The organism is Aliiglaciecola aliphaticivorans (assembly GCF_054782055.1).
Window position 1 is genome coordinate 1 of the sequence record NZ_BAAGTF010000038.1, and the last position, 22,524, is coordinate 22,524.

At 40.7% G+C, this 22,524-nt stretch carries 21 protein-coding genes; 12 read left to right on the top strand and 9 right to left on the bottom strand.

The window, feature by feature from the left end:
* Nucleotides 1–1,289: 1,289 nt before the first annotated feature.
* Nucleotides 1,290–1,694 (top strand): BLUF domain-containing protein, encoded by a 405-nt coding sequence (locus ACYVIL_RS16905; protein WP_460313622.1) that lies wholly within the window; start codon nt 1,290–1,292, stop codon nt 1,692–1,694.
* 60 nt (nt 1,695–1,754) lie between these two features.
* On the opposite strand, the gene ACYVIL_RS16910 is transcribed toward ACYVIL_RS16905, so the two are convergent.
* Nucleotides 1,755–2,006, bottom strand: coding sequence for a hypothetical protein (locus ACYVIL_RS16910; protein WP_460313624.1), 252 nt, complete (start codon nt 2,004–2,006; stop codon nt 1,755–1,757).
* A gap of 146 nt (nt 2,007–2,152) precedes the next feature.
* Between ACYVIL_RS16910 and ACYVIL_RS16915 the strand changes: the two genes are divergently transcribed.
* Nucleotides 2,153–2,896, top strand: a complete 744-nt coding sequence (locus ACYVIL_RS16915; protein WP_460313626.1) for a class II aldolase/adducin family protein — start codon at nt 2,153–2,155, stop codon at nt 2,894–2,896.
* Between the two features lie 227 nt (nt 2,897–3,123).
* Here ACYVIL_RS16915 and ACYVIL_RS16920 read toward each other — a convergent pair whose 3' ends face one another.
* Nucleotides 3,124–4,218, bottom strand: a complete 1,095-nt coding sequence (locus ACYVIL_RS16920) for a YeiH family protein (protein WP_460313628.1) — start codon at nt 4,216–4,218, stop codon at nt 3,124–3,126.
* A 110-nt stretch (nt 4,219–4,328) separates the two neighbouring features.
* Here ACYVIL_RS16920 and ACYVIL_RS16925 point away from each other — a divergent pair, with 110 nt between their 5' ends.
* A complete protein-coding gene (locus ACYVIL_RS16925; RefSeq protein ID WP_460313630.1) occupies nt 4,329–5,213 on the top strand; it encodes a LysR family transcriptional regulator in 885 nt (294 codons plus the stop codon).
* A 158-nt stretch (nt 5,214–5,371) separates the two neighbouring features.
* Here the strand turns inward: ACYVIL_RS16925 and ACYVIL_RS16930 are convergent, their stop codons facing one another.
* The 3 genes from ACYVIL_RS16930 to ACYVIL_RS16940 form a co-directional block, all read right to left on the bottom strand.
* Nucleotides 5,372–6,547, bottom strand: coding sequence for a type VI secretion IcmF C-terminal domain-containing protein (locus ACYVIL_RS16930; RefSeq protein ID WP_460313632.1), 1,176 nt, complete (start codon nt 6,545–6,547; stop codon nt 5,372–5,374).
* A gap of 117 nt (nt 6,548–6,664) precedes the next feature.
* Entirely contained in the window at nt 6,665–7,222 is a 558-nt protein-coding gene (locus tag ACYVIL_RS16935; protein WP_460313634.1) for a hypothetical protein, read from the bottom strand.
* Complete coding sequence (locus ACYVIL_RS16940; protein ID WP_460313636.1) at nt 7,222–8,442, bottom strand: DUF3500 domain-containing protein; 1,221 nt, start codon at nt 8,440–8,442, stop codon at nt 7,222–7,224. The genes ACYVIL_RS16935 and ACYVIL_RS16940 overlap by 1 nt, the downstream gene beginning before the upstream one ends.
* Before the next feature lie 598 nt (nt 8,443–9,040).
* Here ACYVIL_RS16940 and ACYVIL_RS16945 point away from each other — a divergent pair.
* The 3 genes from ACYVIL_RS16945 to ACYVIL_RS16955 are packed head-to-tail and all read left to right on the top strand — an operon-like array spanning nt 9,041 to nt 12,338.
* Nucleotides 9,041–10,288, top strand: a complete 1,248-nt coding sequence (locus ACYVIL_RS16945) for a hypothetical protein (RefSeq protein ID WP_460313638.1) — start codon at nt 9,041–9,043, stop codon at nt 10,286–10,288.
* A gap of 9 nt (nt 10,289–10,297) precedes the next feature.
* Nucleotides 10,298–10,741, top strand: coding sequence for a hypothetical protein (locus ACYVIL_RS16950; RefSeq protein ID WP_460313640.1), 444 nt, complete (start codon nt 10,298–10,300; stop codon nt 10,739–10,741).
* Complete coding sequence (locus ACYVIL_RS16955) at nt 10,734–12,338, top strand: sensor domain-containing diguanylate cyclase (protein WP_460313642.1); 1,605 nt, start codon at nt 10,734–10,736, stop codon at nt 12,336–12,338. Before ACYVIL_RS16950 ends, ACYVIL_RS16955 begins: the two co-directional genes overlap by 8 nt.
* Before the next feature lie 93 nt (nt 12,339–12,431).
* Here the strand turns inward: ACYVIL_RS16955 and ACYVIL_RS16960 are convergent, their stop codons facing one another.
* Nucleotides 12,432–13,340 (bottom strand): AraC family transcriptional regulator, encoded by a 909-nt coding sequence (locus ACYVIL_RS16960; protein WP_460313644.1) that lies wholly within the window; start codon nt 13,338–13,340, stop codon nt 12,432–12,434.
* 237 nt (nt 13,341–13,577) lie between these two features.
* On the opposite strand from ACYVIL_RS16960, the gene ACYVIL_RS16965 reads away from it, so the two are divergent.
* The 3 genes from ACYVIL_RS16965 to ACYVIL_RS16975 all read left to right on the top strand — a co-directional run bounded on the left by ACYVIL_RS16965 (nt 13,578) and on the right by ACYVIL_RS16975 (nt 16,058).
* Nucleotides 13,578–14,528, top strand: a complete 951-nt coding sequence (locus ACYVIL_RS16965) for an SDR family oxidoreductase (protein ID WP_460313646.1) — start codon at nt 13,578–13,580, stop codon at nt 14,526–14,528.
* 61 nt (nt 14,529–14,589) lie between these two features.
* Nucleotides 14,590–15,309, top strand: a complete 720-nt coding sequence (locus ACYVIL_RS16970) for a fibrobacter succinogenes major paralogous domain-containing protein (protein ID WP_460313648.1) — start codon at nt 14,590–14,592, stop codon at nt 15,307–15,309.
* Complete coding sequence (locus ACYVIL_RS16975; RefSeq protein ID WP_460313650.1) at nt 15,306–16,058, top strand: alpha/beta fold hydrolase; 753 nt, start codon at nt 15,306–15,308, stop codon at nt 16,056–16,058. Before ACYVIL_RS16970 ends, ACYVIL_RS16975 begins: the two co-directional genes overlap by 4 nt.
* Before the next feature lie 238 nt (nt 16,059–16,296).
* Here ACYVIL_RS16975 and ACYVIL_RS16980 read toward each other — a convergent pair whose 3' ends face one another.
* Entirely contained in the window at nt 16,297–16,980 is a 684-nt protein-coding gene (locus tag ACYVIL_RS16980; protein WP_460313652.1) for a phosphoglycolate phosphatase, read from the bottom strand.
* A gap of 373 nt (nt 16,981–17,353) precedes the next feature.
* Nucleotides 17,354–18,337, bottom strand: a complete 984-nt coding sequence (locus ACYVIL_RS16985; protein WP_460313654.1) for a DNA topoisomerase IB — start codon at nt 18,335–18,337, stop codon at nt 17,354–17,356.
* Between the two features lie 402 nt (nt 18,338–18,739).
* Between ACYVIL_RS16985 and ACYVIL_RS16990 the strand changes: the two genes are divergently transcribed.
* From ACYVIL_RS16990 to ACYVIL_RS17000, 3 genes are read left to right on the top strand one after another with little or no spacing between them, the layout of a single operon-like run.
* Nucleotides 18,740–20,296: a serine/threonine protein kinase gene (locus ACYVIL_RS16990; protein ID WP_460313656.1), complete on the top strand. Its 1,557-nt coding sequence runs from the start codon at nt 18,740–18,742 to the stop codon at nt 20,294–20,296.
* Between the two features lie 13 nt (nt 20,297–20,309).
* A complete protein-coding gene (locus tag ACYVIL_RS16995) occupies nt 20,310–21,119 on the top strand; it encodes a hypothetical protein (RefSeq protein WP_460313658.1) in 810 nt (269 codons plus the stop codon).
* Between the two features lie 11 nt (nt 21,120–21,130).
* The gene (locus ACYVIL_RS17000; RefSeq protein WP_303475599.1) at nt 21,131–21,658 is read left to right on the top strand and encodes a hypothetical protein; all 528 of its coding nucleotides are present in this window, start codon (nt 21,131–21,133) and stop codon (nt 21,656–21,658) included.
* 488 nt (nt 21,659–22,146) lie between these two features.
* Here ACYVIL_RS17000 and ACYVIL_RS17005 read toward each other — a convergent pair whose 3' ends face one another.
* Entirely contained in the window at nt 22,147–22,380 is a 234-nt protein-coding gene (locus ACYVIL_RS17005) for a hypothetical protein (RefSeq protein WP_460313660.1), read from the bottom strand.
* Between the last annotated feature and the right edge of the window lie 144 nt (nt 22,381–22,524).

The following is a 22,524-nucleotide window of genomic DNA, read 5'->3' on the forward strand; positions in this document are numbered from 1 at the left end:
AAAGAAAACAGCAGGGATCGTTCCTGTAATCACAGAGACTAATTAAACTAAAACCGCTAAGGGTGGGTCAATTTTACTTTACCGAATTTAGCAGTTTAGTGGGTCAGTTTTGGAATACCGTTGACAGTTATAAGTTATTTGAACTCTAAGCTTTGATGTTTGTGGAAATAGTAGGGAGCTAAGAGTGTATAATTTTATATCTTTGAACTACAAGATTTACTCCAAAACTAACAGTTTTTACTCACAAACTTTATTAAATTTAAGCAGGCTGAATTCAATAGAATTATCAGTCCACTCACAAACTACATTCGATTTTTGACCTGAAAAAATCCTTATAAATTAGACACCAGACTCACAAACTTTATTCGAGAACGACAGTTGTTGGTTTGATAAAGCGAGCTTAGGCTCGCTTTTTTTATGGTTAAGTCACAAAGCATGGGCTTTGCTGACAAATATTATTCACTTCGTTCACCGCAATCCATTGCGGGGGTTCAAACCGCATCCCTGCGGTCCGACTTACTTTTCTTCAACAGCCAAGAAAAGTAAGCAAAAGAGGCCGTGCTCCGGCCAATTTTCTATTCAAATTAAAAATAGACTCCTAAGCCAGAGCGGCGAAAGGTAACATCCATGTAAAGCAATTCGCATTGTCCAGACGTCCATGTCTGGACATCTGGCAAGTCTATTTGGAATTTGGAAAATTGGAGTCGAGGGTAAATCAAAAGCATGGTTGTGGCATTTTCTGTGCTGTGCACATAAATTTCTTCTTATTATGGCTGTCCTGATAAGGTTAGAACTTGATGTGATTTTGCGTTTTTTAAACCATGTAACATCACTATCAACTAATTAAAAACACCAGAAACTGATGCAAGGCTCCCTTGTGTTTAAAACAACAATTTTTCTTATAACTATAATGGTTCATGGTGCGGTTCTGACACATTTAAGCAATATAGGCCAAATGTTAGACAAATCCGATATCAACGTCAGCTATATAATGAGAAGACCATCACACGGACAGCCACAGACTGGACCCTCAACAAATATACCGGATTGCTATATGTACCTTCCTAAAATACCACCTGGTTGAAACTTTTCTTCGTCCAGCAGTGGTAATTTTGGCCTCTATCGCAACTACCTGAAAAGATGTTTGTCTATTGAACCCATTATTTGCATTATATTTTAAATAGGACTTTTTAATAACGGGTCATTTTAACAATTACGACCTAGGTATTTTTTTGTACTAAGTCGCCAATTAGTAGATTGAAACTATATCAGATCAAAACGGACGATTTATGATTCACTTAATCTATGTTAGTGATTTTGCTCGAGAACTAAATCAGCAAGATTTCGACGATATTCTTGCCGTATCGACAAAAAATAATGACGAACAAGATATAACTGGTTTTCTTGTGGTGAATGGTCAGAATTTTTTTCAGGTCTTAGAAGGTTCAGAAGAGCAGGTTTATACTCTATTAGAGTCAATCAGGCGTGATCCCCGCCATCAAAATTTGCGCGTCATTATTTCTGAAATAATAGAAAAGCGAGATTACCCCAAATGGAGCATGGGCTTTGTTTGCAACTGGCATAACTACTTTTCCGAAGATATTAAATCTGTGTTGATACAATACGGTAAAACCCAAGTGTTCAATCTAAATCATGGCAAAGGGTTACGAGGGTTGTTGCAAGGACTAAGGTAATTCACGGGAGCAATTAGCAAGACAGTCACACTAATTCGACTTGTTGCTGTAGAATAGTCATTATTTACTAAACACTTTACCACCGATCATTTTAAATGCTGGAGTGCCTCTTATTAAAGTATCTCTGGCGAAGATGCTATTGCACTTTGGGCAAGTGCAGGGCGATAAAGTGAAATCTTTAGTGATGCGTTGCTTAAAACATTTAAGTAGCGATCCTTTGCCGCCTTTGCGGTATTTAAATAGCTGGGTTTTACACTGGCAGCAGAAGATATCTACGGATGACTCTGGGGCTTTTTTATTAGGCTTCGCCATGTATTTTTCCGCTAGTCGATAATTATGCGGCAATGATTATAACATTTGATTGACCTAATGATGATGAATGAAATGACTTATGCTTTATTTTAAGTATATTCCACAACATTACTAATTTACTGGATAGAATTTATGAGAGTTAAACAATGAGCAGTGATAATTTACAACAAGAAGCGATTTTACGTCGTGATTTAGCAGCAGCATACCGACTAGCTGCGATGCTAGGTTGGGAAGATACTTTGTATACTCATTTTTCAGTCCGTTTACCTGGGGACGGAATTCCCCGCTTTTTAATCAACCCTTTTGGGCTAATGTTTGATGAAATCTGTGCCAGTGATTTAGTTGTTGTTGATTCTCAAGGTAAGATTTTAGAAGGTGACGCAGATTATAATCTCGCTGGTTTTACTATTCATAGTGCTCTGCATATGGCGCGTGACGATGCCCATTGTGTGATGCATACCCATACACTCGCAGGTATGGCTTTAGCGGCTTGTGATGATGGTTTATTGATGTTAAATCAGATCAGTACTGAGTTCTATGATCGTCTTGGTTATCATGACTATGAAGGTGTTGCATGGAACCTTGAAGAGCGTAAACGTATTCAGCATTCATTAGGCAATAATATAGGGTTGGTCCTGCGCAGCCATGGTTTATTAACGGTAGGTGAAAGTGTCGCAGATGCATTTCAAATTATGTATTACCTTAATCGTGCCTGTGAAATTCAGTTGGCTGCTTCGCAAATGGGAAGCCTGTCAAAAATGTCGACTATTTCTAATGAATTAGCTCAATATGTTAGTTCGCAGTTTAAGAAAGTAGAGCATGAACGTCATATAGTGTGGCAAGCTTGGCTAAGAAAATTGGATCGTATTGATCCTTCCTATAAAAATTAAACACCCAATACAATAATGGGGTCAGTGTAAATTAATCATTAACCCCAGTTTTCATGGGTACCGGATTGCTATATGTATTTTTCTAAAATACCACCGGGTTGAAACGTTTCGTCGTCCACCAGTGGTATGTTTTTGGGCTGCTATTGCAACTACCTTAAAAGATGCAAGTCTATTGAACCTCTTAAAACTAGGCCTAAATTTGAAATCTGTGGATCCATGTTAAAAGACTATATGCCTGCTATCGCCACATTTATCCCATACCCACCAAGGGTAAGAAATAAAAACAAGCAAGCTGCCAGTAATAAAGGCTTTAGCCCGGCTTGGCGAATTGCGCCAATATGGGTGCGTAGTCCCAATGCCACCATAGCGATAGTCAGTAAAATAGCGTCTAAATGAATTATTTTTTCGGTGATAATTGCAGGGATAATCTGAGCCGAGTTGATGCCACTGGCCACAATAAATAGCACGGCAAACCAAGGGATCATAATGTTGCTTTTGTTTGGCTTGCCAGCTTCGTTTGCTGACAACGTTTTTGCGTGTTTTTTGTTTTGCCACACTGACAACAACACTAAAAAAGGCGCAAGCATCATGACTCTTAGCATTTTTTCAATCACGGCCACATTTGCAGCTTCAGGGCTAACCGCACTGCCTGCCGCCACCACTTGTGCCACTTCATGAATGGTAGAGCCAGCATAAATTCCGTAGGCGTGTTCACTTAACCCTAAGTAGCCATAAGCAAGAGGGTAAATAAACATGCTCAAGGTGCCAAACACCACCACAGTGGCAACCGCAACAGATACCTTATGCGCTTGGGCTTTTACCACGGGCTCTGTCGCCATGACTGCGGCTGCACCGCAAATTGAACTGCCAGCACCAATAAGAATGGTGGTCTGTTCGTCTAATTTGAAAACACGCTTGCCCAGCTGCACCGCAAGCCAGAACGTTAAGCCCAGCATTGCCATGTCAGTAACTAGGCCTTGCCAACCCACGCCCGCCACTTGGGCAAAGGTAATACGAAAACCAAACAACACTACGCCAGCTTTTAATAATATGCTTTTAGCGTAATCTACGCCGACATCAGTGTGCACGGCTACCCTTGAAAAAAGGGTATTACCAACAATAATACCGAGCACGATGCCAATGGTTAAAGAGCTTAATCCTGTTTGCTGAACAAAAGGAACATGACTCAGATAGGTTGCAACCAACGCGATAGCCGTAACCATTATTAAGCCTTGCCACCAGCGCGAATCGTAAAAGTGACTGCTTTGTTGAGAGCATCCTTGCTGGCCGGTATTGAAAAAACGCTTAACTGCACTGAACATAAGGCTGCTCCTATTGCTATCACTATTAAAGGTTGACTTGATAATAGGACTTGGCAAAATATAACTCCAATACATTAAAATCATGTATTGATAACTTTAGGTTAATTAATATGAATTTACATGCGCTCAGGGTATTCCATAGTGTTGCTCAACTGGGCAGTTTCTCTCGATCGGCGGATGCTTTGTGTATCAGTCAACCTGCTGTTTCTAAAGCGTTAAAGGAACTTGAGCATCAGTTAGGTATGCAGTTAATCGCGCGAGCATCCAGAGGTAAAAAATTAGCCTTAACCGAAGGCGGTCAGAGCTTGTTCAATCATGCAAAAAGCATATTTGCTATAGAGCAAGCTGCACTTGAAGATGTAAGAGCGCGCACAGGGTTGAAACAAGGTACATTAGTGTTAGGGGCGAGTACCACAATAGCGGGTTATTGGCTGGCACCTTATTTAGCGCGATTCACCCAACAATACCCACACATTAAAGTAGAAGTACAAGTCGCTAACACGGCGCAAATCGAACAAGCTCTTCTTGCCTGCACCATCGACCTCGCTTTGGTCGAAGGGCATGCAAACGATTCACACATTAGTAGCCAGCATTGGCAAGATGACCCAATGAGCATAGTGATCCCGGGTTCGCTGACTGCCATAGGCGATAAAGCGAACTGGTTGAGTCAGCAGCGATGGCTACTACGAGAGCCGGGGTCGGGTACTCGGCAAATGTCATTTACCTTATTAGCTAAACAAGGCATAACAGTGAATGACAGCATGCAACTGGGCAGTAACGAGGCGATTGCCCGCGCGGTCACACAAGGTTTAGGGGTAGCTTTGCTACCTCAAGTGGTTACTGAGGATTTGGTGCAACTGAAAAAACTAAAAGTGATCTCGACCAGACACTATCAAATGTTTTCTCGCCCGTTGTATCAACTGCGATACCGCGATAGACCTTCTTCCCCCGCAGCGGACGCTTTTACGACCCTATTGTATCAGCCGCTCGCCTAAAGTTTCAGTTAGCTTGATGGTGTCATGTATTTAAATCATATGGAAATCACACGAACACCCACAGACTGGACCCTCAACAAATATACCCGATTGCTATATGTATTTTCCTGAAAAGATGGCTGTCCATATAAACCTCACAAAGATATTCTCTGATCCCATTACTCCTCAGTTTGAAAAACATTCTGGGGTAGTGAGACATTTTCAAATAATTTCCCCACAATAAATTCAGAAGAGCTTTCTTGAAAGTTCAAATCCAATACCATTTGTTGATCGATTTTGTCGTTTTTAGAGCTAATCACTAACCTCACCATTTCACTCGAACGCGTGAACTGCGTATTGTTGTCTTGCAAAAATCTAAACCACGCCCAATCTCCCACAAAACTTTTAGTGGAACTGGATTCTTTGCTGATTGAATTAAAAGCATATCGAATATCGTCAGTTTTTTGGTTTTGGGAATAAAACGGAAAATAAAGCGCAATTTTTTGTTGGCGCTGTGGTCCATGTGCATAGGTCAAACGTTGTCCGTTGAACTCCAAGATGAATTGCTTAGAATTTGAAGTTAATGTTACGGGTCTAAAGTCGATAATAACACGTCCATCTTTCTCGATTAGTGTCAAAAACTCAAACCACTTACTTAGTCTTTCATAAGATACAAAAAATTCCTGACTAAAGTCCATACTCATGCCTGCAACAATGCGGTTCACCACTCTGTTATCAACATTATCTACAAACGGAGCTACATACTCATTCTCAAAACTCTGATATGCACTGTTTGGACCAAACAAAGCAACCAGATCAGCATAGCTGACGTCTTGTTTTGCACGTTTATTAAAGGGGTAATGGTTTACTATATTCTTGCGATAAACGGCAAGAACATTTTCTTGCCACTTCTGGTTAATGTGTATTCTTGCTCGGTAAAAAACATCACGAGTTGCATTATCAGTAATACTGATTAACCACTTGTCAATCGGCGCAGGTAGGTTTCTTGCGCGAAATTGACTATAAGCGGAAAAGGAAATGCCTCTAGCGTCGTACCCCTCTTTGATATTAGTAAACGCTGCTTTATTTGGCGAATTAGAGGTATAAATTTGGATAAGAGCTTCTTCTAAGCGCGCGATGGGCTTTCCAATGTTGATCATGTAAGCAGCTTCATTTACAAACAGCTCATGTAGTTCTGAAAATTGTTGTTCGATGCTATTCGCTAACACATTCGGTGGTTCTAATGCTTTTAAAGCAGACTGCAGTTTACTGGAGCTGGATTGTTGAACTTGCATAGCTTGGTCAAGTGATTGCTGCCTTAACTGAAGATTCAAAAGATCATCAAAATAAGACAACGTGATCATTACAGTGAAAAAAAGGTGTATAAAACGGCTTCTAAGTTGGGGCAATTGTGGGTTCAGAGTACTTTCCTATGCTAACAATATCGTTTATTAAAAAGTACTCTGTCCCCATTATTCCAATAACTTTCCTTGTTGCTTGCCGCCAACGGGCTTAAAACCAAAGTTAGCAATTCGTTTATTCGCCTCGCCGTGTTGTTGCCAAAAGACAGTCGCTCGGTGATTACGCACCTCATGCATAACTGCATCATAGGTTAGCGTCATCGGAAAAACACTTGCACCGTTAGGTATATCCACCATTAATTGAGAGACCAACAAAACATAAGTGCCTAGGTGGTCTTGCATCTCTTCCTTCAATGATGCGCTAGATAACGTCAGTGGCAGATCACTGGATTGATGTGCGAGCTTAATATGCTTTTCAAAATACGCCGCAAGGTGATCAAAGTTCTTTCCAGAAAGCTTGTGTCCATTAGCTTCCCCCATGAGTGTTTTAAATCCAGGATCAGCAATAATCAAGTCTTCCAATGCAATTTGTAGTGATAACTCAAGTTGCTCGCCATCCTGAGAAAATGTTAACTGACTCCCAGGCAATGCATGAGCACTTGCAAGGTTAACACCCCCAACACACAGTAAAACAGCAAGCACTAAGGCTCGTCCTAATTTGCAGACCATCACTGTTTCTGACCGCCGTAATCACTCTCGATGTCACGCCATACTGAGTGAGGATGATTGCCGACTTTATTTGTCGATTTGTTAGACTCCATAGATAACTCCAACCAAAGCGATGGCCCGTGAATACGCACGTAGTCATTTTCACACTTCACATCAGTCGATCCAGAGTACCCCAGAACTGTCTCTGACAATTCAGCGCCGTACTTTTCCATATAAGCCTGAGCATCAGCATCGTCAATATCACCCACATACTTTCTGACGGCGACCATCAGAAGTGCTTTTTGCGCTTCATTTAACTTAGCAACACTAATACCTTCTTGCTCACTAGGTATCGCATCATCAGCTTGTGGCCCTGCTAAAACGTCAGTATAAGTTCCTTCAAGCAATGCTTCTGCAAGCTGCTCTTTAGATAGGGATTTCAGCAGATCAGCAAAGGCATCTCTTTCCTGAAGCATAGGTATGTTTGTCATGCCGTTCATTTCAAAGGATGGGAATGGCTCAACACCACGGAATGAAGGAGTTGCACCAATTAACTTACCGTTTTTATACGTATTGGAAAATGCGAAATGGTGGCCGCCCCAATAAAGTTGCCAAACACCTTCGTCAGCTGGGTTGCCCAAAAATGCGATTTTAGTATTGTAAGACGAGTAACCTGCCTTGTAGTCGGTACTAACGGTACTAATGTAATCATCCGCATTCATGGTTTGCACCATCTCATCCCACCCTTCGTTGTCAGACAAGCTTGCAGCTTGTTGCATGATCGCTTTCACCACGCCTCGCTGTTCAGAGCTGAACTCGCCCATAAACACACCGGGTCTGGATGGGAATGCTCCTGCAGGTAGGTTGCTCCACTTTTTCGCAGTTGCTACAGAGTAATCGAGCTGAAGAGACTTTAACATTTCATCCGATACGTTGGTTTTTAAGATATTTGTCAGGCAAACAAGGCGATCATAACCGCTATCTTTTTCACACGCTTTAACGGACTCAGGTATAGCTACTGTTTGCATCAACGTGCTGGTATTGCCCATTCTCGCTTTAACTGCTTTTTCTTCCGCAGACTCTTCTTTCTTGCCACCAGGGGGACCTGGTGGGCCTTTGTGTTCTGTCGTAATTGTTGCGCAGCTTGATAGGTCTTCTGCAGCTATCAGGGGAGTGCTCACTGCGCAGATAAGTGCTAAGCTAATTGCAGCACTCAGGTTAATTGTTGGTTTAAGTTTCATCGGCTCACTCCAGTTTTCACTAACGTTATTGAGTAATATCCATATTTAATTATGTCAATTAAGACAAGTACTTAATACTAACAGTATAACCCCAAGAAAGTCATACGAACGGCAGGGGGATTTTAATTATGCGCAATCACATAGACCGCAATCACATAGACAGCCATAAACTGACCCCTAGGGTAATCCAAATCAACTATACCTAAGTATTATTCATTCAGGTAATGAATTATGCCTTTGGCAAGGAAACGACAATTTAGCTTCTTTATTACCCCTTATCGTCATTGTGTATCCCGCTTTGTTCTATGGGCTTTTTTGTGCGGCGAAGACACACTGTGTGGAAAAGGCTATTCGCATTTATCGATTTCCTTGCCTAGCGATTCAATTCCACGCGCTACTGGAATATAAGTTGAGTGAGATTATGGTTTAGGTAAATTTAGTTAACCAACTGCTTTTTAAGATCATGGGAAGGTGCAAAAAAATGGCTGATTTTTCAGTGCTTTTTTTGTTTCTTTACTATGCTTATAGTAGCCAATATTTTCAACATTATGGATTTGTTGGTCTGAGTAAGAACAAACTTCGAAATGGATGTACTTAAATGATAAAAAAGCAGTTTTCTCTGATCCCAGCAATGATGAGCATACTGATAACTTTTAGCGCTTTAGCAGAACAAAATCAGCTGAAAGTTAGCGGGTTTGGAACCTTAGCATTTGCAACCGCGGATACTCGTACTCATCAATTTCGTACTGACCGCTCACAAGCACTGATAGCTAAGAAAGATGGTTTTGCATTTAAACCCTTAAGTTTAATTGGCGTGCAGCTCGACTACAGCTTTTCACAAAACCTCGATTTTGTTGGGCAATTTGTTTATCGAGAACAGGATGAACAAAACGTCGACTCGATAACGCAAATGGCCTTCCTTAGATACGAAATTTCCCCTTCGTGGCAAGTCAGAGCAGGGAGACTTGCGGCCGATATCTTTCACTTCAGTGATACCAGAGACGTCTCAATTTCCTACCCTTGGGTGAAAGTGCCTACTGAGGTCTATGGTATTGTCCCAGCCAGAAGTTTTGATGGGGCGGATATCAGCTACCTCAAGCCCTATCGCGATTTTAATTTATTAGTTAAAGCCTTTTGGGGCCAGGGAGAAAGCGACTTTTCTAGAAACGAGTACAGCCCAATAACCTTTAATGACTTACGCTCTATAGGTGTTGAATTTGTCTCGTTTGATTGGAGCATTGCATTAAAACACACCCGAACAGAGGCTAAAAATGATAACGCAGACACTGCGTTCGTTGCGTCGTCTGTGGCACAGTTACAACCTTTCTGGAGTGATGCCGAGGCTTTCGCTGACTCATTGAGTTTGCGCGGTGCGAATATTCACTATACCTCGCTTTACGTAAATCGCTATCTCGGTGATTGGGAGATCTCAGGCGAGTTATCGCATATTGATTCTGACTCGCTTGGATTAAGACACTCTTTAAACGGCTTCGTGAATATAAGTTATCTTTATGGAGCGCATACCTTTTACGGTTTGTATTCATTTGCAAAAACAGACGCGTATTATCTGAGCCAAGAAAAACCCGACTTTCCCTTTAATGCAAATACAGCCGAGTTGGCCATTTTTGTGGAAGAAGTCGCCAACACCTTGGCACATCATCAGCAATCACTTTCCTTAGGTTGGCGTTGGGATTTAAAAGAAAATCTTGCTTTAAAAGTACAATTTGAGCGTACCGATATAGAAGCGAGAGGGAGCGGCCTTAGAGCCCGAGATGGGTTAGTTGTTGATGATGAAGAGGACGACGTTGCGCATACCCTATTTCTTGCTTTAAGTTTTAGTTTTTAGGGGGCTGATATGACGTTTTATAAACGCTACTCCCTGACTCTAACAATACTAATGGCATTAAACAGTTTCTTTTGTTTAGGCGCTACGCCAGAGAAAATCGTCGTCGTCACAAATCAAAAAAACGACGTGCAAGTAATGGATAAAAAAGGCTTAATTGATCTTTTTATGGGCAAGTACTCTGCGTTTCCTAATGGAAAACAAGCCACGCCCATTGACGTTGAATTAAATGCCGAGCTTAAAGCGCAATTTTACGAAGCATTAGTGGGGTTGCCACTCGCTCGTGTTAATGCCTACTGGTCTAGGTTAAAGTTTTCAGGTCGCGTTAAGCCGCCCGTTATTGAACAGACGATAGATGATGTTTGCCAAAGACTGGAGGAAGATGAATCTGCCTTGGCGTATATTTATGAGTCGAATGTTACTAACAAAATGAAGGTAGTGTATCGTTTTGATTAATATACATGGTCTAGGGTTTCGATTTTCACTGTTTCTGATTGCTGCATCCATGTTGGTGGTTTTTACCACTGCAGAGTTTTTTTATCGCGCCACTTATGAGCACGAGATCAGTGAAGCGAACCATGACATTGAAGAACTTTATCGAACCGTTGATGCAACCGCCTCCATTGCTGCATTTTTAGAAGATGAAGATTTAGCCAAAGAAGCGATCAATGGTTTGGTTACAAGTGAAAAGATTCTCGCGGCGTCTATTAAAAGTGATGCCCTGTATTATCAGTTAAACGTTACCGAAGCGATTAACAAAGATACGCAATCTCGGGCATTTGTAGTACGGCACCCTTTTATTCCTGAAGAATCGTTAGCTGAAGTTAACATATACCCAAACCTTGACCATATCATCCGTCAGGCAGAGAAGATCAGTACCGACAATAGCTATTCGCTATATGCATCAGCACTTGTTGTGGGTATTGTTGCCTTGTTGATCACCTACTACATCATCATTTCACCTATGATTCGGGTGGGGCGCTCACTACATAAAATTACTCCCAGTACAACCCAACGTATTGCCGTTCCTAAATACCACACTCGCAGTGAAATTGGCGCACTGGTGCGTTATACCAACCTGCTGTTAAGTAAAGTTGAAGAGCAATTCTCCCAAGAGCGCCAATTAAGAGAAGAAATTGAGTTTTTGGAATATCGTTTTAGGATGCTTTTTGAAAATGCGAAGTCGGCAACGGTTTTAATGACTGAAAGTGGAATAATCGAACTTAAAAATAATGCGTTTATCGACCTGGTTGGAAAAATTGGCTTAGCAAAAAAGCAGGATTATGGTGAGCTGTTGGAGGAGTTATTTGAAAATCCTGCGGCAATCAAAGCGTCACTTCTTGAGTCCTTTGAGCGCAACGAGTTTGCCACTGGCGAATTCAAACTCAAGTCAGCTAACAGTAAAAATGTTATGTGGGTTCAACTGATTGCCAGCCCATTAATAACAGAAGACGGCGAGCGTTTTTATCAAATAACGCTAAATGATATTTCAAATCGTAAACATGAATTGCAAAAGCTGGCATTACAAGCAGACTTCGACTCACTAACGGGAATTTACAATCGAAATGGTGGTGAAAAGCTCATTGCAAAGCTGATGAATAAAGGTCACCAGTTTGCACTAGCATTAATTGATCTCAACGGTTTTAAAGCCGTTAACGATATTTTTGGTCACGATGCGGGCGATGAAGTACTTATTTTTGTATCTGAACAATTAAAAGACAAAATCCGCAAAAATGATGTGGCTATTCGCTGGGGAGGAGATGAATTTGTGTTGCTTCTACAGGCTGAAGACGAAGCCTCTGTTAAGACAGCCATAGCAAAAGTGAATGATGGGGTGAAGCAGCCGTTCTATTTTAATCACGATAAAACCCCCACAGTTGTCTCTATGAGTGTGGGAGTTGCTTTTTATCCTCGCATGAGCAACGACATGAATACGTTAATAAAGTTAGCGGATATTGCAATGTATCAAGCCAAGCAAAATAAGGTAGCTGCACCAGACGACTACCTAATTTTTGCTCAAGCAGAGGCATTAAACAGCAGGGATAACCAATAGAAAAGCAAGCCTATTAAGACCCCTAGCTAGCATTCTAAGCTCAATACTGGTGCGGGTTGTATTCGGCATGCCATCTTCGTGCCTGTCTGTTTTCTATGCTTTCATCTGACGAATAGAGTCGTTCATTCTCTCTTTTTTCTGGCTCCACTGCTTTGGCGATTGTCCGTACATGCGTTTAAAGTCGCGACTAAATTGAGATGAGCTTTGGTAGCCAACTTCCATTGCGGCGACGTTAACATTTGTCCCCTCGGCGATTTTCATCGCGGCATTGTTAAGTCGCATAGATTTAACAAATTGTATGGGAGACATATTCGTTGCTTGTTTAAATTTACGGTGAAACACAGCTCGACTCATTCCTATTTGATCCGCCATATTTTCGATAGTAATCGACTCGTTTAAGTTAGAAGATAAAAACTCAATTGAGCGGGCAATTCCATTCCCTATGCCAAACGAACGTCTGAATGAATATCCCGATTCGCCTTTTAATATGGCGTAATAGAGTTCACGTAAACGGCTACAACCAAGAATTGCAACATCAGCAGGGTTGTTTTCTAAGGATATTAATAGATAGAGCGCGTCCGTGAAGGTCTCGTCCCAATTGGCTGACGAAATACTTTGTGGATGCAGTGGGCTTTTTCTCATGCTTATATCACTTGCCGCACTTTCCATTTCTATGACGAGCTCGGTCATTATTTTACTATTTAATGAAATGTACACGCCAATTAGAGGCTCGTTGGGGGAAGACTTTGGGGTACCGGCTTCTATTGGCAGGGGCATAGTACAACATATGTACTTACTGTTGTCGTAGAAGTGTCTATCGCCATCCATAATGGCTTCTTTGCAACCACTCACTATTGCTGTCACTGAAGGCTCATAGACTGCGGGAGCACAGCGAATTGGTTCCGTTATCTTAAATAATTGCACGCCAGGGATCCCAGTCTCTACCATTCCACTTTTGCTGATGCGGGTTTCGATGAATTGCTTTATTAATTCTTTGTTCATTTGAATTCATTCACTTCTATAAGATTATTCACACGCTAACCTCAGATGCTGCTTAAATCAATGGAATGATACAAATAGGCAATTATTAGCGATTATTTGGTCTGTTTAATCGAGGTTGAAGTCATTATAGTGCATTTAATGAAGTGAGCTAAGCGTTGTTGAGTAAAGGTGCTGATGAACACACTTATCTATGGCGATGAACTTGCTACCAATGAAACGAATATTGAAGGGTAATTTATGACAACTGATAATCAATTTGGACCGAATGGCTGGAGCCCAGAGCGCCTTGGTTCACTTATCGACAAGACCTTTGTTATTACTGGTGCTAATGCTGGGACCGGATTCCAGGCTACGCGAATATTATTGTCGAAGGGCGCAAGAGTTGTGATGTTAAATCGCAATCCAAGTAAATCAGAAACAGCCATTACCGAGCTTAAAAAAGAATTTGGTATTGCTGCCAAGGTTAGTTTCATAGCCTTAGACTTAGCGGATCTTGCCTCTATACGTCAAGGGGCGAATGAAGTGTTAGAAAAAGTGCCGAAAATCGACGCTCTTATCTGTAATGGCGCGATCGCTCAGGTGGCTACCCAGCAATTCACTGTTGATGGCTTTGAAAGCCAGCTTGGTGTGAATCACTACGGCCACTTTTTGCTCTGCGGGTTGTTGTTTGAGCGCATCGAGGCATCTCAGGGGAGGATTGTGGTGGTGTCCAGTGAAGGTCACAAAATGGGATTAAGAACAATTCAGTTTGACGATATGAATTGGGATAAAAACTATCATCCCAACAAAGTGTATAGCCAAAGCAAACTGGCGCAAATGATGTTTGCATATGAACTTCAAGACAAAATCAAAAAAGCGGGTAAGCAGGTGAAGGTTTATGTCTGTCATCCAGGGGCTTCAAACACCTCACTTATTAGAGAAAGTGCAAGTATGGCGACCAGAATTTCATGGTGGATCATGGTAAAGATTGGGCTTGCCCAAACCGCTGAAAAAGGCGCTTATCCAGAAGTGATGTGTGCTACAGAAGATAACTTAAAAGAGCGAGCCTATTACGGCCCAACTGGGTTGATGAATTTTGGTGGTCCAGTAGGAGAAGGTAAGCTTGAGGCATTTGTGTTGGAAAAAGACCTTTTAACCCAGTTGTGGGCGCTTTCTGAAAAACAAACATCACTTAACTGGCCGATTTAAGCTAACGAGCGATTCTCGTTCTATTAAGGGACGATTAAACATAGTGAAAATGAAAGCAAAAATGAAAATAGGCCTTTTTATAACAGGGAGCTTTATGTTAAATCCAATCATTTCAACCGCTAAAGCGGACAGCGATGTGCTAAATGTTGCTAACGAGACTGTTCAACAGACGGTTCACGATCATGAGGGCAACATTTATCCAACAGTAAAAATTGGTGAGCAAATTTGGTTGGCAGAAAATTTAAGGACAACTAGGTTTCAAGACGGAAGTAGTGTTAATACTGGTTTTATTCCAGATGATGATGAATCCAGTCTGTTAACTTACGGTAGGCTTTATGATTGGCATGATGTCACCGATGTTAGAAACCTTTGTCCTGAGGGATGGCGTGTAGCATCAGATGCGGATTGGCAAGCCCTCGAAAAAACCATAGGGATTTCTGAATCTGAGCTAAATAAAGAAGGCTGGCGAGGTGAAAATGATATAGCGATCACCCTTAAAGCCCAGCAACCCGATACGCTGTTCAAAGCTTTCAAACAGTCACTGGTAAATAAATATAACTTCTCTGCTACACCTGCCGGTGTGAAAATTGGTAAGTGGTATATTACCCAGGGCGCGTATACTGAATTTTGGACCAGTAGCAGTGTAACCCAAAAAGATGCTTATGCTAGGACACTTGCCTATTCTTGGTGGAATTCCCACAAAGGGGAAATTCGGCGCGCTCGGTTAAACAAGGGGTATATGCTTTCTGTTAGGTGCGTAAAGAACGAGGAAAGCCGTTGATCAAGTCAGTGACCAAGAAATTTGTTACTACAATCATTTTGGTACTGCTTTTCCACATTACCGGTTGTGTTCATTCTCAAGTTCTCTCTTCTACTTATGAAGCCGATGATGAACTTGTTGTGGTTGCTCATGGTTTAGGAAGGAGCGATTGGGCGATGTGGCGACTCGCTCAACGATTAGAGCTCGCCGATTATAAAGTGTGTCTTTTAAATTATTCTACTATTGGCGAAAGTGTGACTACTGTGTTGGCTGACACATCCAAACAAATAAACGCTTGCATAGTAAACGCACCTAAAGTGCATTTTGTAGGGCATTCCCTTGGTGGTTTAGTGATTAGAGCATACCTTCAAAAAAACAAACATGAGCTGGAAAATGCACGAATGGGAGAGGTGGTGTTAATAGGTACACCCAACAAAGGCAGTGAACTGGCAGATCACTTTAAGGATTCGTGGGTGATGAATGTGGCAGGAGGAGTCAGTCAAGCACTGGTAACCGGCGACAACGGTTTAGGTAACAACTTAGATGAGTTAGATTTAAACATTGGCGTAATTGCGGGCACAAAATCTTTAACTCTCACTAATGACCAATTTGATGGTCCCAACGATGGTTTGGTGTCGGTTGAATCAACAAAATTAACTAACATGAGTGATTTTATTGCGATAGACGTTAGCCATTCTCAGATGAGGTATAACCTAGAGGTTGCCGAGCAAACAATTCACTTTTTGCAAAGCGGAAGCTTCAAACACTAAAATTTATCAAGACACCCATGTTTAATTCATAGGGCACCAATTTATCAGGACACCCATGTTTACTTCGTCGAACTCTCTATTTACGCTAAAAATTATTATGGGTGTCTTGTTAAATGTGGTTTGGTAAAAGTCAAAATAACTTGAGTCTTTAAAAGGTGGATTAGCTTCTAGCGAAGGTGCAGTTGCAAACACAAAAGGGCGTTGTGGTATTAGGCGAACTTTCGGTAGTTTAGCTTAGTTACTTTGACGCTAATAAAGCGGAGGTTAATTCGTTAAAGGTGTCATAGCACCTGTCAGGTCTAGAATTGGCGATACTTTCGCCATAGTTATAACCATAAGTTACACCGATACTTGTTATTTTGGCGGCCTTCGCGGCTAAAATATCGTTCTTAGAGTCCCCAATCATTATGCACTGCTCAGCGCTCACGTTCAGTTTTTCAATGGCATGCAGCAAAGGAGCTGGATGTGGTTTCTTTTGAGGTAAAGTATCGCCACCAATTAGTATCTCAAATATATTGTTAAGTTCTAAACCTTTTAGAATGGGTTCGATGAAAACTGCTGGCTTGTTGGTGATTATGGCTAGACGAAAGCCTGCACTTTTTAAACTATTTAAACCTTGCTTTACGCCTTCATACAAAACCGACTCAACACATAGGCATTGTTCGTAATGTTTCATGAAAATGGCTAATGCATCCTCAATAACCGTATCATCTAATTTTTCGTTGATTGTTGATGTACCGGACAACGCACGAGCTACCAATACTCTTGCGCCATTGCCGACCCAATGATAAATCGTCTTTTTATCGAAGGGCGAACGGTTTAGTTCTAGCAAGGTTTTATTAACGGCTAAGGCTAGGTCTGGCGCACTGTGAACCAGAGTGCCATCAAGATCAAAGAGTAATACATTTTTGGTTCGTATCATTATAAAACTTCTTAGTGGGAGGGCCTTTATTTGTAACATATTATAAGGGGCTAAATCTTCAAAACCACGATAAATAGCCTATTATTAATATTTTTTATCAAGACACCCATGTTAAAGAATCGTTAGATCGGTGGGAAATATATTTATGGATGTCTAGATAAATATAAACAATAACTATGGGTGTCAAGTTAAAGCACTTGGGTGAAAAACCAATTTACACTACAAGGACTTATCATGGGTGTCTTGATAAGGGCTTGGGTGTCTTGATAAGGACTCTTTTAAAAAAGCCATATAAAAAATTCATAGTTAGTGATTTAGGGCGATTAGATTTAGACATTGATCGCGGCTGAAACCACAATATGCAACTTGGATTTTAATTCGATACTAAGTATTCGAGTAATTTCAATGTGGCTTTTTCGTCAGGACTGAAGTATTTGGCTCGAGAGCGCTTCAGTTGTTTTCGGAAATACGCAAGAGTGCGGCCGCTTTCGTAATGTAATATAACATTGGGGTGGATGTAATTTGAACGGCATACGGCAGGTGTATTGCCTAATTCGCTGGCGACCTTTTTTATCGCTTTCAGTACATTACTTTTATTTAGCTTCAGATCTGTTGCGGGGCCAAGTTCATCAAGCGCAACCGCCATAAGTACGGTACCAGCCCATGTTCTAAAGTCTTTAGCACTGAAGTCTTCACCCATAACCTCGGATATGTATTGATTTAAATCTTGCGCGTTTATTTTTTTGCGTTCGCCATCTCGTAGTGTGATGTCAAACAATTCATAGCCAGTCATTTTTTCAAGTTGGATTAATACTTTTTTAACGTATTTATCATCGACCTCTCTATGCTGGGGTTGCTGACTTTTGCCAATGTAATCAAATTGTACCTGACCATCTTCAATACTCATGTGTTTAACACGTAACGTGGTCAATCCAAATGTTTGATTATTTCGGGTATAAGTGTGGTTGCCAGGTCTAAAAAAGGCTTCATCGAGCATTCGTGTCATACAGGCTAAAACCGTTTTTTCATCGATAGGACGTTGCGTTATATGTTGGCCCGTGACTCTTCGCATAGTCGATAATTCTTTGGCAAAGCGTAAAATACGCTCAAACTTTTGTTCGCTAGCTTGCTCTGCCCATTTGGGATTATAAATATATTGTTTACGGTTTTGTGCGTCGCGCCCAAACGCTAAAACCTTGGCGCTGCGGTCTAGTTCAATATGCACTTCTTGCCACGCAGGAGGTATAGCTAAGCTTTTCACCCAACGTTTAATACCTTTGTTCTTTACTGTTTTGCCAGAAGGATATTGATAAGTAAATGTATCACCAAAAGGCTTTCGAACAATAAAATGCTCCATTTAAGTCTCCTAAGCCCAAGCTATACTGTGCCAATTATGTAAAATGACTACGGTTTTGCACAGTAAGTCGATCATCTAATGAATGACCAATTCGGTTTTACATGAACGCCCTTAAGCCAAATTAGGCCAACTGAGTTTGACAATTTATCAGACAAAACAACCATGAATTTGTTTCTAAACACTAATTTATCGCAAATTTGACATTGTAGACTCTGAAGTACGAAAAACATTCTAACAAAGTTTGATTTTTGAACGATTGTAAGCGTTTAGCTTTTGATGTATAAAATAAAGGTCTACTAAGTTAATGCTATATTTTTCGTAACAGCGTTGCCGAGTGTTTAGTCATTACCGCATTTGCTAAAAGCTGTTTTTCAAGGGACTATGAAAGGAAAGTGACGGAGTATGAGCAGTCAAACAGAAAGTTTAGCATTACCTCCAGGTACTATCCTTCAGCAGTATCAAATTGAGTCAGTTCTCGGAATGGGGGGCTTTGGTATTGTATACAAAGCCAAGCACTTACGTCTGGACTCAGATGTTGCCATTAAAGAATATCTCCCACAACATTGTGCATCTCGTCAAGGTAGCACTGTACAACCCGTATCACAGCAAAGCGCCGAAGAATTTAACTCTGGTATTGAATCTTTTTTAAACGAAGCAAAACAGCTCGTTGTATTTGAAGACCACCCCAATATTATTCGCTGTAAAGACTTCTTTGATTTAAACGGTACCGCTTATCTGGTTATGAACCTAGAGCATGGATTAGAGTTAGCTGAAATACTCCATAATTATGCCGATGCAGGTCACTCTCTAACACAAGAGCAGATTATTAGTCTTATTGTGCCCATATTGGATGGCTTAAGTTTTATTCATTCAGAAGGTGTATTACACAGAGATATTAAGCCAACCAATATTTTTGTTCGTAAGGCAGATAGTCGGCCATTATTGATTGACTTTGGCGCAGCGAAGCAAAATTTTCAACAAACACAAAAGACCAAACATCAAATGCACACGCCTGGTTATGCGCCTTTAGAACAACTCGGTTCTGAGGGTGACTTAGGAGCATGGACCGACATTTATGCAGTAGGAGTAATGATTTGGAGAATCGTTACAAGTAACCCGCAGCCTCCTGAGGCACAGTTTAGAACCGTTCGAGTTATGCAGGGAAAAGTAGATCCTGCTGTGGAAGAGTTAGATAAATTTAAAGGTGCGTTCACACAAGACTTTATTGATACTACCTTAAAAGCAATGGCGATTAACATCAGTGACCGCTTTCAAACCGCTGAAGAATTTAAAACTGCATTACTGCAAAGTAATCCTATTTCGGATAAAGATTTAGGAGACGAAATTAAAACTATTGCACCTGGTGGTATTGTTGCTCCGACTCCGACTCCGACTCCGACTCATGTAGAAAAGAGCAAGCTGAAACCTATCTTACTTTGGTGTGGCGCAGTGATCATTTGTTTGTTGGTTGTTATAGGGCTGCGTTATAGCAATGTATCAGCACTTTTTGATGAGCAGTCTATTTCAGAAACGGCCAAAATTAACATAGATGAAGAAATTGAGATTATTTACACATTGATGTCAAAAGCGGAAATGTATCGCAACGAAATAATAAGTAATGAAAGTGTAATAGATACACTCAGGTCACTGGGGGAATTAGATACCAAAACCCAGAAAAATTTACGAATACTTGTTGCCAGCAACGACAAAAACAGAGTGTCTATTCAAGATAATTTACAACGTGCTAGCGCACGAACCCTCGCATTATCTGAACAAAGAGCTATCGCAGAGAGTGACGTCGATCTCACTATCGAAAATAAAATAGCTTCTACAAAAGTGCGGGGAAACTACGAAAAGTCTGAATTTTTTAAAGACTTACATAACTTAATTGTCGACGTCTCGTCGTTAACAACAAAAACCGAAAAACAATCTTTGATACTGAAAAAACTAACAATCTGAAAAGGATTAAACGATGAATACGTACAAACTACTTTTGTTACTGACGCTTTCGTCCTCTCTAGTGTCATTACCTAGTCACGCTGAATGGACAATTCCAGGTTTTCCGAGTAAAGATAAATCAGACAGCGGTCAGGCAGAAGATTTAAGTGATTTTGATGTTAGTTCTCCAATTGAGCAGTTAGGCAAAGAAGATATCGCAACTTCAAAAACAATTGGTCAAGTGGTTGGGGGCATCGCGCTTGGTTATGGTTGCCATAAAAAGGTAGGAAATATGCCATTTCGCTCTAAAGCTATAGCAGCCTGTGTTGCTGTAGGTATGAAAGCTGGCATTGTCTTTGGTGAATATGTTGGGGAAGCGATTAGGGTTAGACGTCTAGCTTATGCTAGTGAATATGAATATTTAGATTCTGAGATAACAGCTTCAGAATCCGCCATTGAAACCCGTCAAAGTGCACTTGAGAAAACGCAAACAGAAATTGAAGAAGCGCGTGCGCGAATGGAAGCTTTGAAAGCTAAGGCTTCATTGACGGCGGCAGAAATTGAAGAAGCGAAAAAACTCAAAGCTGACACCAAAGCGCGCCTTGATGAAAGCTTGTTGCTAAAAAATCGTTATGACGACACCTTGGTTTATTTAGACAATGCGTTAGACGAGTCAAAGTCGAAAATTTCTAATTTAGAAACAGACAAAGAAAAAACACAACAAGCTTATGATGAGCTAGTAAAGAAAAGGCAAAATCTTGCATCTATGTTAGCGAATTTGCAAATTACGATTAATGAATTAAAGTCAGATGAAGCAGTTATGGCTAACTTAATTGCTAGTTAAGGAGAAAAGCCATGTCATATTTGAAGACGATTTTTTTGATAGTTTTTTATTTTAGTTTAACCAGTTGTGCTGTTTCTGAAAAACCCGAAGAGCAAAGTTCAATAGACGTGATAGTGGGTTCGACAACTGGACAATTTGATAAATTCTTGCAGGCAATGCGCGATCGTTTAGATAATTTAAACGAGCGTGCGGAGGGAATTAGCCAAGCCCTCGATGATTATAATGCTCAGTTATTTCATGCTAAACGCGAATTAGCGAAATATCAGATTTCTGAACAAGAGCGCGATGAACTAAGAGCGGATATTGCGACTATCCAGCAACAAACAACGGCTATTGAGAACATGAATAAACACAGTATTTCGTTAATTGCGGCTCGCGAAAACGAAATAGAACAGAAAAATATTGCAAAAGAGCAGTTAAAGTCCAGCATTGAAGAAACTGAAGAACAAGTTTTAATTGTAGAAAAGCAAGCCACTGTTATTGAAGATGGCATAAAGCGTATTGCCGCAATACGTGCAAAAAATGCATTACAAAACTAAGTTAAGAACAAAAAAGGGGATTCTAGCGGGTTGGTAAAATAACTCATTTTCGAATATTAACTACTAATGTGGAAGTCACTAAATATAGACTCCTTTCTCAAGTGGTAATATTACCTTCAAGACGCGTTTTAATTACGGGTTAGTACAAAACCATAACCTACACTCAGAATTTCTTTCGTGTATCAAAATAAATGCAACACAAAGCGGTAAAATCCAGCCAATCTCCCCTTTAGAAGATTCAGATTTTCTTTTTATCCAATAGCTTCAATAAATAATCAAAAATAATTGAGACACCCATGTTAGTTAGTTATCAAGACACCCATGTTAGGAGTTTCTATGGCAACTATCTCTATTTTGAGTTTACGAGGACACCCACGTTAAAGAATACTAAGTTGGGAAAAACTATAAACATGGGTGTCTCGTTAAATATCGTTAAATAGGGCAATATATCATCATGGGTGTCTAGATAAATAAACCGTTAAATATGGTTATTCTACATAGGGAATAAAGCGCCCGAGAATAATGACACAGGTCCAAGAAATCAAAGATAGCCAAGCCACTGTGTAAGCTCCTTTGCTTAAGTCTTTTGATTGCTTTCCAGCCTGCAGTTGTGGTTTTATGTATCGAATAAAGTAAATCGTATTGATGCCGGCGAGTGCAATCATCCCCATTTTTGTCCCGAAAGCGATATTCACTAAATATCGATCTGAATCTCCAACCACAAATAGCAATCCAGATATTGTAATCCCCCCAGAAAGTCGGAGCAGTTTTAAGTAGAAATTCCCGTTAAACTAAAACGAAGGAGTTTTCTATGCGTAAATCGAGATATACCGACAGTCAGATCCTGGCGATCATAAAACAGAATG

Coding starts and splice junctions, on each gene's coding strand:
- ACYVIL_RS16970 (WP_460313648.1), top strand. CDS start 14,590: ATGAAAATAGGCCTTTTTATAACAGGGAGCTTTATGTTAAATCCAATC.
- ACYVIL_RS16935 (WP_460313634.1), bottom strand. CDS start 7,222: ATGGTCTGCAAATTAGGACGAGCCTTAGTGCTTGCTGTTTTACTGTGT.
- ACYVIL_RS16990 (WP_460313656.1), top strand. CDS start 18,740: ATGAGCAGTCAAACAGAAAGTTTAGCATTACCTCCAGGTACTATCCTT.
- ACYVIL_RS16940 (WP_460313636.1), bottom strand. CDS start 8,442: ATGAAACTTAAACCAACAATTAACCTGAGTGCTGCAATTAGCTTAGCA.
- ACYVIL_RS16905 (WP_460313622.1), top strand. CDS start 1,290: ATGATTCACTTAATCTATGTTAGTGATTTTGCTCGAGAACTAAATCAG.
- ACYVIL_RS16915 (WP_460313626.1), top strand. CDS start 2,153: ATGAGCAGTGATAATTTACAACAAGAAGCGATTTTACGTCGTGATTTA.
- ACYVIL_RS16910 (WP_460313624.1), bottom strand. CDS start 2,006: ATGGCGAAGCCTAATAAAAAAGCCCCAGAGTCATCCGTAGATATCTTC.
- ACYVIL_RS16985 (WP_460313654.1), bottom strand. CDS start 18,337: ATGGAGCATTTTATTGTTCGAAAGCCTTTTGGTGATACATTTACTTAT.
- ACYVIL_RS16995 (WP_460313658.1), top strand. CDS start 20,310: ATGAATACGTACAAACTACTTTTGTTACTGACGCTTTCGTCCTCTCTA.
- ACYVIL_RS16945 (WP_460313638.1), top strand. CDS start 9,041: ATGATAAAAAAGCAGTTTTCTCTGATCCCAGCAATGATGAGCATACTG.
- ACYVIL_RS16920 (WP_460313628.1), bottom strand. CDS start 4,218: ATGTTCAGTGCAGTTAAGCGTTTTTTCAATACCGGCCAGCAAGGATGC.
- ACYVIL_RS16950 (WP_460313640.1), top strand. CDS start 10,298: ATGACGTTTTATAAACGCTACTCCCTGACTCTAACAATACTAATGGCA.
- ACYVIL_RS16965 (WP_460313646.1), top strand. CDS start 13,578: ATGACAACTGATAATCAATTTGGACCGAATGGCTGGAGCCCAGAGCGC.
- ACYVIL_RS16980 (WP_460313652.1), bottom strand. CDS start 16,980: ATGATACGAACCAAAAATGTATTACTCTTTGATCTTGATGGCACTCTG.
- ACYVIL_RS17000 (WP_303475599.1), top strand. CDS start 21,131: ATGTCATATTTGAAGACGATTTTTTTGATAGTTTTTTATTTTAGTTTA.
- ACYVIL_RS16925 (WP_460313630.1), top strand. CDS start 4,329: ATGAATTTACATGCGCTCAGGGTATTCCATAGTGTTGCTCAACTGGGC.
- ACYVIL_RS16960 (WP_460313644.1), bottom strand. CDS start 13,340: ATGAACAAAGAATTAATAAAGCAATTCATCGAAACCCGCATCAGCAAA.